14 protein-coding genes are annotated in these 13,435 nt (G+C 65.8%); 1 reads left to right on the top strand and 13 read right to left on the bottom strand.

Annotation, left to right across the window (positions count from 1 at the left end):
- The first annotated feature begins 77 nt into the window (after positions 1-77).
- A complete protein-coding gene (locus tag HXX10_RS07825; protein WP_296521358.1) occupies positions 78-860 on the top strand; it encodes a DUF599 domain-containing protein in 783 nt (260 codons plus the stop codon).
- A 764-nt stretch (positions 861-1,624) separates the two neighbouring features.
- Here the strand turns inward: HXX10_RS07825 and HXX10_RS07815 are convergent.
- The 13 genes from HXX10_RS07815 to HXX10_RS07750 form a co-directional block, all read right to left on the bottom strand.
- Positions 1,625-2,062, bottom strand: a complete 438-nt coding sequence (locus HXX10_RS07815; protein ID WP_296521356.1) for a dATP/dGTP diphosphohydrolase domain-containing protein — start codon at positions 2,060-2,062, stop codon at positions 1,625-1,627.
- Positions 2,059-3,294, bottom strand: coding sequence for a hypothetical protein (locus HXX10_RS07810; protein WP_296521354.1), 1,236 nt, complete (start codon positions 3,292-3,294; stop codon positions 2,059-2,061). Before HXX10_RS07810 ends, HXX10_RS07815 begins: the two co-directional genes overlap by 4 nt.
- Positions 3,294-3,647, bottom strand: a complete 354-nt coding sequence (locus HXX10_RS07805) for a hypothetical protein (RefSeq protein ID WP_296521352.1) — start codon at positions 3,645-3,647, stop codon at positions 3,294-3,296. Before HXX10_RS07805 ends, HXX10_RS07810 begins: the two co-directional genes overlap by 1 nt.
- 192 nt (positions 3,648-3,839) lie before the next feature.
- Positions 3,840-4,202: a hypothetical protein gene (locus HXX10_RS07800; protein ID WP_296521350.1), complete on the bottom strand. Its 363-nt coding sequence runs from the start codon at positions 4,200-4,202 to the stop codon at positions 3,840-3,842.
- Positions 4,199-5,401 (bottom strand): peptidoglycan-binding protein, encoded by a 1,203-nt coding sequence (locus tag HXX10_RS28935; RefSeq protein ID WP_367141939.1) that lies wholly within the window; start codon positions 5,399-5,401, stop codon positions 4,199-4,201. The genes HXX10_RS07800 and HXX10_RS28935 overlap by 4 nt, the downstream gene beginning before the upstream one ends.
- Positions 5,402-5,461: 60 nt before the next feature.
- On the bottom strand, positions 5,462-5,899 hold the full coding sequence (locus HXX10_RS07785; protein ID WP_296521349.1) for a hypothetical protein: 438 nt from the start codon (positions 5,897-5,899) through the stop codon (positions 5,462-5,464).
- Positions 5,899-6,489: a hypothetical protein gene (locus tag HXX10_RS07780; RefSeq protein ID WP_296521347.1), complete on the bottom strand. Its 591-nt coding sequence runs from the start codon at positions 6,487-6,489 to the stop codon at positions 5,899-5,901. The genes HXX10_RS07785 and HXX10_RS07780 overlap by 1 nt, the downstream gene beginning before the upstream one ends.
- Before the next feature lies 1 nt (position 6,490).
- On the bottom strand, positions 6,491-6,997 hold the full coding sequence (locus tag HXX10_RS07775) for a hypothetical protein (protein ID WP_296521345.1): 507 nt from the start codon (positions 6,995-6,997) through the stop codon (positions 6,491-6,493).
- 9 nt (positions 6,998-7,006) lie between these two features.
- Entirely contained in the window at positions 7,007-8,083 is a 1,077-nt protein-coding gene (locus HXX10_RS07770; RefSeq protein ID WP_296521344.1) for a hypothetical protein, read from the bottom strand.
- Between the two features lie 44 nt (positions 8,084-8,127).
- A complete protein-coding gene (locus tag HXX10_RS07765) occupies positions 8,128-11,307 on the bottom strand; it encodes a host specificity protein J (RefSeq protein WP_296521342.1) in 3,180 nt (1,059 codons plus the stop codon).
- 56 nt (positions 11,308-11,363) lie between these two features.
- Positions 11,364-11,981, bottom strand: coding sequence for a hypothetical protein (locus HXX10_RS07760; RefSeq protein ID WP_296521340.1), 618 nt, complete (start codon positions 11,979-11,981; stop codon positions 11,364-11,366).
- Positions 11,965-12,657, bottom strand: a complete 693-nt coding sequence (locus tag HXX10_RS07755; RefSeq protein WP_296521337.1) for an NlpC/P60 family protein — start codon at positions 12,655-12,657, stop codon at positions 11,965-11,967. Before HXX10_RS07755 ends, HXX10_RS07760 begins: the two co-directional genes overlap by 17 nt.
- Positions 12,644-13,429 carry a phage minor tail protein L gene (locus HXX10_RS07750; protein ID WP_296521336.1) on the bottom strand — a complete coding sequence of 262 codons (786 nt, stop codon included), beginning with the start codon at positions 13,427-13,429 and terminating at the stop codon, positions 12,644-12,646. The genes HXX10_RS07755 and HXX10_RS07750 overlap by 14 nt, the downstream gene beginning before the upstream one ends.
- Positions 13,430-13,435 lie beyond the last annotated feature (6 nt).

Raw genomic sequence — 13,435 nt, 5'->3', positions numbered from 1 at the left:
CGGCGACCGCGGGTCGGCAAGGTTGAGACTCGGCGGTACAATGGCGCGGCATTCTGGCCGGCCAGGAGGGTTTGGCAATGCTGATCTTCGATCCTCTCGACCTGGTGGCCATCGCGGTCTTCGGGGCGGCGTGGGGCTCCTATGCGATCACCATGGAGGCGACGACATTCGGTCGCCGCGCCCTCAACTCGCAGATGGACGACATCCGCACCATCTGGATGCGCCGAATGCTGCGCCGCGAGTCGCGCATCGTCGACGCCCAGATCATGGCGGCGCTGCAGAACGGCGCGGCCTTCTTCGCCTCGACGTCGCTGTTGGCGATCGGCGGCGCCCTGACGGTGGTGCGCTCGACCGACCAGGTGGTGTCGGTCCTTTCGTCCCTGCCCCTGTCGCTGCCGACCGGGCGCGAGATGTGGGAGGCGAAGGCGGTCGGGCTGGTCGTGATCTTCGTCTACACGTTCTACAAGTTCGCGTGGTCGTACCGGCTGTTCAACTACGTCGCCATCATGCTGGGCGCGACGCCGCCGGCGTCGCAACAGGCGAGCCGCGAGGCGAGGCTGCACATCGCCCGCACGACACGCCTGTTCAAGTCGGCAGGAATGCATTTCAACCGCGGTCAGCGGGCGTTGTTCTTCGCGCTGGCCTATCTGGGCTGGTTCATCGGCCCCTGGATCCTGATCGCCTCGACCCTGGCGGTGGTGGCGGTGGTCTGGCATCGCCAGTTCGCCTCGGACTCGCTGCGCGCGCTCGACTGGGACGAGGTCGACGACGACCCCGACGCGGCGACGGCGACGCAACCGCCGCCCGCTCAGCCGCCCGGGCCGGGAAACAACGCCGAGGATCGGTCGGTCAACCAGTAGACGACAAGGCCGACCCATTCGCGCATCGCCGTGTCGGTGCGCCGCAGCCCGTCTTATCGTAATGATTTCAACGACTTATGGCCAAGGTGCGGGAATTAGGGCCTTTTGAGTCGCAACGGTTATTTTGATCGGCTCCCGCACCCGCCACGCCGCCCCGCTAGCAATTATTCTGCAATAATTCGCACATGCGGAGAAATATGCATTAATGCCGCATGTGGAGAATAAACCTAGATATTACCAATATTTACCGACAAAGTACGCATTAGTGCGGGTTTTGCGTGGCAGAACAATGGAGCAATTTTGACTAGTAAGAAAAATATAAGCACAACAGGATGAAAGAGGTTGAGTGTTATGGGAGTGCGTAGCTCAGAAACAGGTACCGGAGGTTTTATTCCAGACGATACAACTCGGGCGTTGATGGTCCTCTTAGCCACTACTCAGGAGATTGCCACAATTTTCGAGGGACTGAACCGGCAGGTGCAATCGTTATCCATACGGCATGGCATACCCTGCCCGGAGGATTGAGATTAGGCCCCCGGGCCGCTCGCAAATGGGCGGCCCTTAGTCCTCTTCATTCGTGAATTTGAGCGGCCGGCGGGCCGCGGCGGTGGCTCGATCGTCCCGCCGCATTCGCATCGCCACCCCCTCCGAATCGGTCCGGATGTCCACCACGTGGACCAGGGCGCAATCGCAGCACATGAGCCGGAAGCCCCGCATACGCGGGTGGAACCACTCGCCCCGGGTGACCGGGTAGCGCGTGGCGCTCACGCTGCCGACTCGGCAGCCTCGGCCGCGAGCCGGCGGGCGCGTATGGTCGCCTCCAGGCGCCGCAGGATGGCGGAAGCAGCCCCCGGCGCCGGGCGATCGTCCACGAGGCTGCCCGTCTCGGCCGCGTCCAGAAGGATCGCGCAGCACGCCATGGCGTGGCCGAGGTGGTGGACGCCGCTGTCGGCGGCGCACTCTTCCCCGTCGAGGTAGGCGTCGAGGTGCCGCTTAGCGGCGGATAGGTAGACCCGCGCCCGAACCTTTTTCGTCCGCCAGTTGTAGGGGCCGTATTTGCGCGCCCCGTCCATGAACGCGTGCGCGGCGTGGATCGAGGCGGCCGGCGGCAGAAGCGACATATCCACCTTGAAGTCGCCCACGAGATCCTTGGGGTTGGTGTCGTCGTTGGCGGCGATCGGCGCCGGGCAGGTGGTGTTCATGTGGCGGGCTCCTCGGCGGCATCGAGCATCGCGACGCGGACGCGCCCGATCTCGCCGTGCTGGTGGTGGTAGGTGATGGCCTGGACGGACCGGCCCGACAGGAAGCCGGCGCCGTAGTGCCACGCGTCTTGCGGGACCGGGGCTTGGTGAATTTCGGAGATGACGCCCTCGCCCTCGGTGGCGAACTTGGCGCTGTGGTGGAGGTGGAATCCGTGCACGTAGCGGTGCGTGGTTGCGCCCCAATCGGCGGGCCGCCTGTGCGCCATGATCGACGGCATTTTGTCGATCTTGACGGTGTGGCCGTGCGTGGCGCCGAGCAGCACCGCACCGAACCGGAACCACCAGAAAAGCCCCGGGTCGACGTCCACCGTCACGCGCGGCTCGTGGCGGTACCAAGCGAGCAGGAAATAGGCGACGCCGATGGCCGCGTGCTCGTCGTGATTGCCGGGCAGGATCCGGATGGTGACGTGCTGATGCCGGCGCAGGCACGCGTCCGCCGTCCGGACCACGATCCGGTTCGCGACCATGACGATCTTCTGATACCGGCCGTCCACCTGCAGCGCGTTGCCGCTCTTGGCCGTGGTGTTGTCGTTGTTGTCGCTGTGGATCAGATCGCCGCCGCCGAGCACGATCGCCTCGCCGCCGGGTGGCGTCCGCCGAACCACATCCTCCAGGGCGCCGCCGATATCAGCCTCGGCCTTTTTCAGATCCCAATTCGCGCCGGCATCGCGCTTCCACGCGTACAGGCCGACGTGCAGATCCGCGAGCGGAACGAGCGTGAGCAGGTGGCCGGCGAAGTGCTCGGGCGCCGGGGCGGGGGCCGCGTGCGGCTCGTAACCGATCATGGATTCCTTCGCCCACTCGATCACGGACTGTACCGAAACGTCGCCCTCGCGCGTCTTGATCCATTTCAGCCGCTCGCGGCCCTCCGGATCCACCAGGGCCGACACGCCCTTGACCGTATGGCCGTCCGGCACATCAAACTGGCCGCCGGCCTCCGGGCGCTGCGTGATCGACGTGCCGCGCGGCCCCGTCGTCACCGAAGTGACTTCGAACCCGGGCAGCACCGGCGCGTAGCCCATCAGGCCACGACGCGCCGCGGTCCTGAGCCGGCTCTGCATCGTGGAGCGCGCCACCCCCGCGGCACGCGCGGCGGCGTTGGCGGACCCGTGCGCCCGAAACAGATCGGCCGCCGCGCGTGCCAACTCGTCGGAAAGATGGGGGTTCGCCATCACTCACCCCGCGGTGCGAGCAGCTTATCCAGGCGGTCGCCGAGCCGGTTGATCGCATCCACGATGCGCGTCTCCAGATTGGCGAGCGTGTCCTTGCTGACATATTCGCGGGCGACGTCGACCCGGTGGTTGACGACGTCAGCTTCGAGTCGCGTGAGGTCCACCCGGAGCGCAGCCACGCGGCTATCGACCGACTCGACGAGAGCCCTTGCGGCGTCGGCGCGAGTGCTGGCCGCGTCCGCGTGCCCGCTCGCAGTGTTGATCCGATCAGTGACCCGAATCACGAGGCCGATGATCCCGAGCAGCAGAGTCACCACCGTGGCGAGCGCAGTCCATTCGACGACGCCCATCATCGTGGCCTCGCGTAGTCGGCACGCACCCCACGGTACCAATCCCGACTCGCACGGAGCCGGCGGTTGGCCGAAAAGAGCGCGGCGCGGTGGTCGTAGGCCGAGGCCCGCATGTCCATGCCGGCGCGAACGTCGGGCACGGCCACCGGCTGCATGATGTCCGGCGGGGGCGGCAGCGTGCGGGCGATCGGCGGGCTACCGGATGTCACGCAGCCGGCGAGCATCGTCGCCGTCAGCAGCACAGCCGGCGGCAATGCGCTTCTCCAAATCCTTGACATACGCATCGCGAGCCTCTCGGTTTGCTTGGTCGGCAGCGTCCGCGGCGGCGGTGCTGCGCTTGTCGACGGCGTCCGCGTGCGTGGCGGCGACGGCGTCGGCCTCGGCCGCCTTAGTGGCGGCGATGGCGTTGGCGGCGGCCCATTCGGTGCGCACGCGATCGGCGCCTCGGTGGTCCGCCCATAGCAGCGCGAGTCCGATCAGGCCCACGACGCCGACCACGCGCCCGATCGGCGACGTGATCAGTGCCCATGCGGCTTGCAGGGTTGCGATCGAGATCATCGGCTCATGTCCTTGCCCGTCTGGTGCGCGGCGAGTCGGGCGGCGATGACGCCGCGACCGAAGTGCCAGCACAGGAACCCGATCACGAGCGCGCCGATCCACCAGTGCGAGGCCGCCCACCCGAGGACGTCCTGCGCGGAGTCGACGACGGACCGCAGCGTGCCCACCTGATCGGTGGCGCCCTTGACGGTGTCGAGCACCCCGGAGTCGCCGGCGCCTTGCACCAGGGCGAGCGCGGTGGCGCCCATCCCCACGCGTTTGATGTTGTCGCCGTTCGCGATCGTCACGGACCCGGCCTCGCGGAGATCGCCCGCCGTGGCTGTGGCGCGCGACTCCGTCACCGGGCGCTTGGCCGGGTCCGCAAGGGCCGCACGCGTGGCGGCGTCCACCACGCCGGTGGGGATCAGATTGCGATCGGCCTGGAATGCGAGCACGGCCGCACGCGTCGCGCTGCCGAACTGCCCGTCCACCCTGCCGACCGAATACCCCAGCGCGACGAGCCGGTCCTGCACGGTGCGCACGTTCCAACCGCCGTCGCCGTACTGCGGCGAGCCGCCGGCCGTGCGCGGCGCCGCCGTGACCCCGAGGGCCGCCTTCCATCGCGACAGCCACCGGACCCGCTCGTCGAGGCCGATGTAACCGCCGTTCAGGTGGTGGGTGACGCCTCGCACGTCGTCGCGCTGGGCATACGGCAGGCAGCCGCAGAGGATGAAATCGGCAGCCGAGCATTCGAGGAAATGCGCCGGGTCGTTGACCAGCTCGGGGTGGCCGAGCAGATCGAGGCCCGTGCGCGCCGCGAGCTTGGCGTAGCCCTCGCGGCCCGTCACCTGCGAGCCGCCGCGGCCCCGGAAATTGTAGCCGTCATCCGAACCGGGCCGGTTGCCCATGCGCCCGTTGTAGACCTTGTTCGCGAGCGCCCGGGGGTTCCGGACGTAGGGGATGGCCGAGCCCACCGAGAACCGAGACGGCCACACCGCGGCGATCCGGGCCGGCGAGGTGTAGCTGAGATTTTCCTCGGGCTCGGCGCCCGCGCCGAATTCGTGGCTGAACTGCGCCATAGCTTGCGCGAGCACGAGCGGCGAATCCAGGCCATAGCGGGGCAGCACCGCGGGCGCCGAGGCCACGATTGCATCGATCAGGCCCGGGATGTGCCGATCCCCGTTCGGCCAGAGCTTTCGAAGGGTGGCCTCGGTGAGCATGGTTCGGCTGCCTTTCTACTGATAGTTGTTGACTATTCTTTGCTTTGTTAATTGTCAACATTAGGCCCGGCGGAAGCACGCCCCCAGCTCGCCGCCGCACCGCCAGCCGAGGTATCCCTCCCACCCGGCGACCCGCCACGAGATGAACGGCGGCAGCACGGCCACCACGATCTGCGGGTTGGGGGTGAACGCGGCCCAATTGATCGGCGGGTGCGATACCCACCAGCGGGCCGGCGGCGCTTCGTAGAGCACGAGCTGCTCGGGGCGGACCCATGCGAGCGCATGAACGAACAGGTTCGCGGCCGGGTTCCGCGCCTGCCACCGGGCGAACTGCCGCCACGTGACGCGGTCGGCCTCGGGGATCGTGGTGCCGTAGGTTGGCACGCCCGACCGCTCGCCGCAGGCGCCATCCTCGTCGTTGCCGAACAGCGCCCATGCGAGCCACGAATACCAGCGCGCATCGGCGCGGCTGGCCGGAATCAGGGAGTAGATGTTCATCAGTTGGACCCCGTGAGCAGCCACCGGGCGGCCGTGGCGTTGTAGCGGAACGCGGCAAAAGACTTGCCCGTCCGCAGGACCACGTCGGCGCCGGTGAGCGTGAGAATGCGATTCGCCGCCGTGGACGTCGCGTCGTTGGTGAGCGTCATCGCGTAGGCGGTTGGGTTGTAGACCGTGAGCACCTGCCCGTCCGCGCCCGCGGCGAATCCGCTGATCGAGAACGCCGCAGTCGGCCCGGCGATATCGTGGTGGGTGCGGGCCGCCACGAGGGCGACGTTGGCGTTCGCGCCGTTGGCGAGCGTCATGGTGCCGGGGGGCAGCGTGAGCATCGGCGCCGCCGGCACCCACGTGTGTGTCGTCGGGTTCAGGGTGCCGATCAGGACGTCGATCGAGCCGTCATAATAGTAGACGCTCCACACAGTCGACGAGACAACCTGAGTCCAGATTCCTTTCCCTTCCGCGGCGATCACTGCGGGGCGCGCGGCCCCTTGGTGCTCGGTGACCAGGGCGCGCAGGAGCGCCGCCACGTCGGCCGTGGCAAAGGGGTAGGTCTGCGGCACCCCCGTTGTGAGGCTGGCGGCCTGTGCCATGTCACGCCGCCTCGGCCGCGCGGATTTCCGCCACCAGGGCCGCGTGCTCGGCGATCAAGTCGGCCGGGACCGGCTGCCCCATGGACGAATAGCTGGCACCGAGTCGCGTGATCGCGTCGAGCTTCGTCTGCAGCGCCGCCTTGGCCGCCGCCACCGCGTCGACCGCCGCCGGCTCGGGCACTACCGGCGCCGCCGTCAGATTCGCGTCCGCCGGGTCGCCGAGGCTGCTGATCGTGACAGCCTGCGTGCCTTGGTACCACGTCTCCCCGCGGTGGTCCGCGACCTGAGTCCACGCGCTGCCCCCCCACACGCGGGCCGACCCGTTGACCGCAGCGGGCGGCGCGGTGCGGGTCGAATGCGCCGGCTCGTGAAAGACGAGGGCGCGTAGCTGCTGACACGAGACCGAGTCGAGATCGGCCGGCGTCGAGCCGCGGTACTCGCCCGTGACCGGATCGAACGAATGATCGGTCGGCCACGTTTCAGTAGGAAGTGTGATGACGGTGCTCATGCTGTTTCCTCAGATTTTGATGCAGGCCAGAAGTGCGTTGTTACGCGGCATCGTCTCGGACCCGGTTCCGGATGCGCTGGTGCCGAACGTATGCGCGTGCCAGTACGCCGACGCCCCGCCGCTCGTGACGGGTCGATCGTTGCCATAATTGCTTGACCACGCAGCCGGCGGGCCGCCGGACCCGATTGCATATGACCCGTCCTTGGATACGACGGTCTGGTGACTGTGATCGACGCCGCCCCCGTCCGTGGTTCCGCTGTGGGTGTGCGAGGCGAATCTGTCGCCGGTGTATTGGCCGATCGCGTAGGCGGCCTCGTCTGTCACACCACGGATAAAGCTCCCATTGAGCGACGGGATGCGGAACCACGTCGACAGATCACCACTGGAGAACGCGCCCCACACCCCAGCGGACCAAACCGCCTCGGTGACAATCTTCCCTGTCGCCTGCGCGGCAGCCCATAGGCGCGCATAGGTCGCCCGCGACGGCGTCGCGCCGTTGGCCTTGATCGAGCCGCCCGGGGCCGCCGTCCAGGGTCCGAAAAATATCGTCCCCGGCTGCACCACCTGATCCGCTAGTGCGCCCCACATTTTCGAAACGATATCGCCGGTGGCGGCGAACCGCATCGCCTCGGCGCCGGCCGAGTCGAGGAGCTGCAAAGATGTTGCCTGCGATGCGAGCAGAGAAAACGCCGCCGCGGACGTCGACCCGTTCGCCCACACGAGCCCCGCCTGATCGTAGACGCCCGTGGGCTTGCCGAGCATCTTGATCAGGCCCTCGCCGTTGACCCCCTGCGAGAGCACGACACGGCCATTCACCAGAGAAAGCGGGGACTGATCATTTCGGGCGACGGCGGATGTGGGGAATCCGAGCCCGCTGGCGTTGATCGTGAATGTGGCCGCGAGCGGGTTATAGGTGCCGATCAGAATGTCGAGCGTGCCAGTGTAAAGATTCAAGAGCCACTGCGAGCTACTGACAATCTGCATCCACGTGGTCCCCGCCACGGCGTAGGGGGGCCGCGAGGCCCCGCTATGCTGCGTGAGGAACGCGTCAAGGTTCGGCGACAGCCGGCCGGCGAAGGCCGACATGGTGCCGGGTCCGGCTGTCGCGATGTTAAAAGTTGGTGCCTGACTCATGGTGCGAGCGCCCCGTACCCTTTCGCGTGATAGTCGATCGAGCGCCCCGAGACGGCGCTCGTTCCGTTCATGACCGTGACGTTGAATCCTGTCGTGTCGACGCTCGTCACGTTGGGCCAATCACCGGCCCCCGCACCTTCGATCCCCGTGATTACCACAGACGGACGGGCCGGACCGTTAAACGCAGCGTTAAAGCTGACCCGCACGCCCCCGATCGGGACCATAATGCTGGCCTTCGAATCGACCCGGTCCGGCATGTCGACAGTCACGCTGCCCTTCGCGATCGGCGTGACTGTCTGGTCGGTAGTCGAGAGCTGATATCGGGCCTGCAGCCCGCGCATCTTCCGATCAGCCACGACAAGCCGCGCCCAATCGGTCCACACTGCAGAGAGCGACGAGGGATCGTCCGTCGTGGTGCGGATCTCCACCCATGCGTCCCACCCTCGGGGGTCTGCACCCCACACCGTGGGAAGCTCATACAAATCCGGCTCCGACCAGATATCCGCCGCGGTGTTTTCTCCGAACACCGATAGGTCCGCAGAAATTCGACAGGTGAACACCGCACCGAGATCGATAGTGCGTGCCCACGTAAACGCCCCTGCCGATCGCACCCGCGGATCGCCGAACAAATCTGTTCTGGAGAATAGATCCGTCCAATCGAACAAGTCGGCCGCCGCGCCGAGTCTGATCGCCTGCCGCGTGTCGTCGATAATCACGTTTGACAGCTCGCCCGACCATCCGGGATTTCCCACGAGCGTCTCGACCACGTTGATATTCGTTCCGTCGATATTCGAGACGACGAGCGCCGGGTTGATGCTCTCCTTATCCTGCGCCGTGTACGCCTTGACGGCGTAGACGCCCGTACGCGCGGCAACCTGCACAAAAGAACTGATGACGTTCTGCGCCATCGGGACCATTGATTGCCACAGTACGGTCGCCGGATCAGACGCGAACCGAACTTCGTAATGGGAGAAATTCGCCACCCGAACCGGATCCCACGACAACGCCGCCGTGGTGTCCAACACCGAGATCGCCATGCCCGTGATATCGGGAGGCGGATCGAGCAGCCCCGACAGCGACGCGATAAAGGGATCCGTCCAGGGCGACACCTTGCCGTCGAATGCGACGGCCCGGATCCGGAACGAATACGATCCGCTGCCGATCTCATACAGGTTTGCAGTGAGCCCGTACGCCGCCCCCGCGAGCGTCCAATCAACGTCGCCGGTCATCTGATATTGAACATCGAATCGATTGACCCGCGCGTCGGGATGCGAATCCCACCCGAGCGTCACAGTGTGCCGGTAGGCACCCGCGGCCAACTGCTCGATCGTCTCAGTGTAGGATAGCCCTGTCGGCCGCTCGATCGGCCCCGTGTGATATGCCGTGATCGACGGCAGATCGATGATCGTCCCGCCCTCTATACGTGCCTGTTTGTTTGGATCATGAGACAGCGCCGAGATGCTGTACGTGCCGTTATCTTTCTCCTCCACGCCGAGCACCCGGAACCTCTGCGGCGCTAGATCGGACGCCACCAACTGCCACACCGCACCCGGCACGGGCTCCGGAGAGAATGCGGATAGGATCGTGAGCGTGTCCGTCGTGCTGGCCGTGTTCAGCACCGCCCGACTCTGCAGGACTCCGTCTGCCCCCGGCACGCGCAAGACATACGACTGCCCCGGCTCGATCGTCACGGGGCTATCCAGCACCACCGTAGTGGCAGCCGCAGACATGAGCCGCCCGCCGATGCGGCGGGCCTGAATCGACGGGTCGGCGACGTCCACCAGATCGCCGGGCATGAGATCGTGGTGATCCTCGCCGGCAACCCAATTGACGACTTGTCCCTCACTCCATTCCGTCTCGATCTCATAGGTGCCTGTACGGATCGCCTGCCCGCGCGAAGTGCACAGCACCGCGACGACTTGTTTGATCCGGAGACCATATTGCTGGATCAGATCGGGATACTCGACCGCCTCCACGGCCTTCTGATAGCCGTTGTCCGGATCATTCCACGTCACGTGTACAGCCGTGGGCCGCACGGCGATATCGCTACCTTCGTAAATGAACTTGCCGTCCACGACATTGGCGGGCGCGACTTGCTTGACCGGATCCACCGGACGATCAATTACGATCGACGCTGCGCCCGACGACCAATAGCTCATCGACTGCACCGCGCCCGAGAGCAGAGTGATGGCCTTGTAAGCGTCAACCGCGGACTCGAACGTTCCGTTGAAGGCATAGCGCGGCTCGGTGCCGCCCTGCCCGTCCGGCACCAACTCGTCGCACCATTGCGCGAGCTGATACAGACTCCATTTGTCGGTGGCTTCCGGGCCGATGTAGCTCCCGAGACCCCATCGCTTGTGCGTGAGCAGCCCCCATATCACCCATGCGGGGTTGGTGGTCCACCCCGTCGTAAACGTCCCATCCCAGATACCGGAGTACGCCCGCGTCGCCGGATTGTAGTTGGAAGGGATTTCGAGGATCAGGCCGGGGCCGAGATATTTCACCGCGGGGAAGCTGCCGGAAAACTGTTCGGCCGACACGCGCACGTGAAGGATCGCCGTGTTGGGATACGACAGGCGATAGTCGCGAAGAGTCGCGAGCGACGACCAATCGATCTCGTTCAGCAAATTCGACGAGTCAGAATCCGCCGTGATGCGCCGGACGCGAACGTTCCACGGCCCCGTGCCCGGCAACGGGAATGGATACTCGCGCTGTGCCGGACTGATGCATTTGCCATAGATGTTGTCATACACGACTTGCGAATATGATCCGCCGAACGGCTGCACGTCGATCGCAAATTCGACGTTGGTCGGATTCGAATTTCCGTTTGTCGAGTTTACCGACACCAGGGCCGCAATCGTCATGATTACCCGGCCCGCTGTGGCCGACAGATCCGTGATCGCATGCACCAGCGGCGCCCCCTGCGTCACCTTCGTCCCGATCGTGAGAGTCGTTTCCGCCGCGGGCGTGCCGGGCAGGTAGCCTTGCGACGGTGTGCCGAGCGTCATCGTCAGCGTGACGTTCGAAAAATTCATGGTCCCGTCCGATGATTTGACCGGGACGTCGTTCAGATGCACCGCACGATACAGATCATCCGGAGCCTTGAGAGGCCCCTCCCCCAGCACGAACAGCGCATCGGCATAGGTGACCGATCGCAGGGTGTTGGGCGCCTCCACGGCCGAGGTCGTGGTAGCTTTGGATCCGCCGGAAAACCATGAGGAGAGCCAAGACATCAGAGCGCCGCCACTCGGAATTGTACGGAGATCGGAATCGCCGTCACCAGAGTGGTGCCGAACGACACGGGAACGGGCCGCCCCGCAACCGGGCGCCCGGGATCGCCCCCGAACAGAAAGGAGCTGGTCGACGCATCCGACGCCGCAGCCGCGGTGTCCGCTTTGCTCGCCAGCAACATCGATACGCCTTGAAGTGTCAAAGCAACGCCAACAAGGGCGATTGTGGCTGTGCTGACCCCGAACACCGTCGTGGCGCCCATCGCGGCGAACACGCCCATGGACCCCATGGGGCCGGCTACCGCGAACGCCACGGCCGCGGCCATCAGCGTTAGCCCCGCGATGATGAATCCCTTGCCGCCCGCCCCCGCGACCACCGGGACGATATGGAGCGCGCGGCTGAACCCGGCCACAAGCTCGTCCTCGGCGCGGTCCCGGCGCCCCCCGCGAGGGCCGGCGACCACCCGGAACGCGCCCTCTCGGATGGCATCGCGCAGCCCCTTGATCTGCGAGCACAGCGCCCATACGGCTTCGGCCGGCGTCGAAACCGCCAGCCGGAAGTGCCGCCCGAAGCGCCGCCCGAGCGATCCATGCAGATAGACGTCACGGGGCTGTTCCATTGTCGTGCCTCACAATCGATCGAGTCAGCCGGCGCCATGCGCCCGACCAGGGCTCGCGCCGGGACAGTTGCCCCGCGCGGTGGTGCAGCATCAGGTTTCCGTCGAGCAGGATGGCGATGTGGTTGAGCCGCCCCGCGGGGCCTATCAGCAGCACGTCGCCGGGCGTGGGGGCCTCCACCGGAGCGAACCCCGCGCGGCGCAGGTTCTCGGTGATGAGGTCGCCACCGTCTTCCCACCACGTCGGATCACGCGGGAACGGCGGAATCCATATGCGCTGTGCCTGCCAGAAGTAGGCACGGCCAAGTTCGAAGCAGTCCGTGACGTTTTCGAGGAACGGGCGGCCGACAAGGGGCTCGTCGAGCACGGAGTCGCCGAACCATACAATGGGGGTCGCGTCGGCCCCGTCCGTCACTGTGATGCCGTAGGGGATATCGGCCGACGCTTGGGACTGCATGTCGGCCCTGGACGGCGAGCACGTGCCCCCCGGGTGCGAGTGGATCACGGCCTCGATATCGTCGGACCATGCGTCGGCGGCGAGCGTGTAGTTGCGCTCGGGGGTTTCGGACAGGTTCAATTGTGGCGCATAGACTCCGTCCAACACGAAGCCCACGCACTCCCGCGGGTACTCGGCGATTGCGTGCCGCCGAGCCGCGATCTCCACATCAGGATTGAACACGATCGATGCCCGGGAAAGCAGCGAATGGAAGATCCGCCGCAACCCCATAGCGCGCAACGCACTCGGCGAGCCGCTTGCCGCAGGAATCATTTGCGGCGATCGTCGGCGTGCCCAGCTTGTTCCGATAGGTCGTGCCCGCGTAGGGGCACGTCGCCTTGCTGTAATCGAACGCGAGTCCATTCCACCGTCTATAGACGTTCATGCATGCGTTCTGCAGCATCGGGCGGCCCGGAAACTGCCGCCCTTCAAGATCCATTTTCGCGGCCAGTTCGTAGCAGACAGCCTCATTGTTCTGCGCCGTCTTGCGAGCGATCAGGAACTTGTCGAGCGGATAGATGATCGCAGAGGGGTCCGCCGTGGGCTCCGTGTCGAGCGCCCATGCGTAGGTTCTTGTTCGCGTGACACTGACCCCGATCAGATCCGAAAACAGCAGATTCAGATACGAGAACACGCCCGTGATATTCGACACGGTGATCGTTGGACGCGGCAGCGTCCCTTTCCCCGATCGCTGCCAGCCCGTAGAGTTGATAGGCATCGGCGAGTATTCGATGCCCGCAAAGACGATCGATTGATTCTGCTTCCACGTCAGAGCGGCGCCGCTCCATTGAAGCTGTGCGCCGTTCCATGTCATGGGGTTAGCGTCCGACGCGGGCAGCGCCTCATTGACGAAGTGATAAACCTCGCCGCCAATCGCCGTCGCGTCGATCGTGAAAAGCTCCAGCTTCGCCCCCTGCGAAGCACGCTGCACATGGGCCGCGACGGTTTCGGTCATGGCAGG

Origin of the sequence: Rhodoplanes sp. (assembly GCF_013377085.1) — a bacterium.
GTDB lineage: Bacteria > Pseudomonadota > Alphaproteobacteria > Rhizobiales > Xanthobacteraceae > Rhodoplanes.
The sequence above is the reverse complement of the archived record's forward strand: the minus strand, read 5'-3'. Positions and strand labels throughout refer to the sequence as shown.

Coding starts and splice junctions, on each gene's coding strand:
- HXX10_RS07825 (WP_296521358.1), top strand. CDS start 78: ATGCTGATCTTCGATCCTCTCGACCTGGTGGCCATCGCGGTCTTCGGG.
- HXX10_RS07815 (WP_296521356.1), bottom strand. CDS start 2,062: ATGAACACCACCTGCCCGGCGCCGATCGCCGCCAACGACGACACCAAC.
- HXX10_RS07810 (WP_296521354.1), bottom strand. CDS start 3,294: ATGGCGAACCCCCATCTTTCCGACGAGTTGGCACGCGCGGCGGCCGAT.
- HXX10_RS07805 (WP_296521352.1), bottom strand. CDS start 3,647: ATGATGGGCGTCGTCGAATGGACTGCGCTCGCCACGGTGGTGACTCTG.
- HXX10_RS07800 (WP_296521350.1), bottom strand. CDS start 4,202: ATGATCTCGATCGCAACCCTGCAAGCCGCATGGGCACTGATCACGTCG.
- HXX10_RS28935 (WP_367141939.1), bottom strand. CDS start 5,401: ATGCTCACCGAGGCCACCCTTCGAAAGCTCTGGCCGAACGGGGATCGG.
- HXX10_RS07785 (WP_296521349.1), bottom strand. CDS start 5,899: ATGAACATCTACTCCCTGATTCCGGCCAGCCGCGCCGATGCGCGCTGG.
- HXX10_RS07780 (WP_296521347.1), bottom strand. CDS start 6,489: ATGGCACAGGCCGCCAGCCTCACAACGGGGGTGCCGCAGACCTACCCC.
- HXX10_RS07775 (WP_296521345.1), bottom strand. CDS start 6,997: ATGAGCACCGTCATCACACTTCCTACTGAAACGTGGCCGACCGATCAT.
- HXX10_RS07770 (WP_296521344.1), bottom strand. CDS start 8,083: ATGTCGGCCTTCGCCGGCCGGCTGTCGCCGAACCTTGACGCGTTCCTC.
- HXX10_RS07760 (WP_296521340.1), bottom strand. CDS start 11,981: ATGGAACAGCCCCGTGACGTCTATCTGCATGGATCGCTCGGGCGGCGC.
- HXX10_RS07750 (WP_296521336.1), bottom strand. CDS start 13,429: ATGACCGAAACCGTCGCGGCCCATGTGCAGCGTGCTTCGCAGGGGGCG.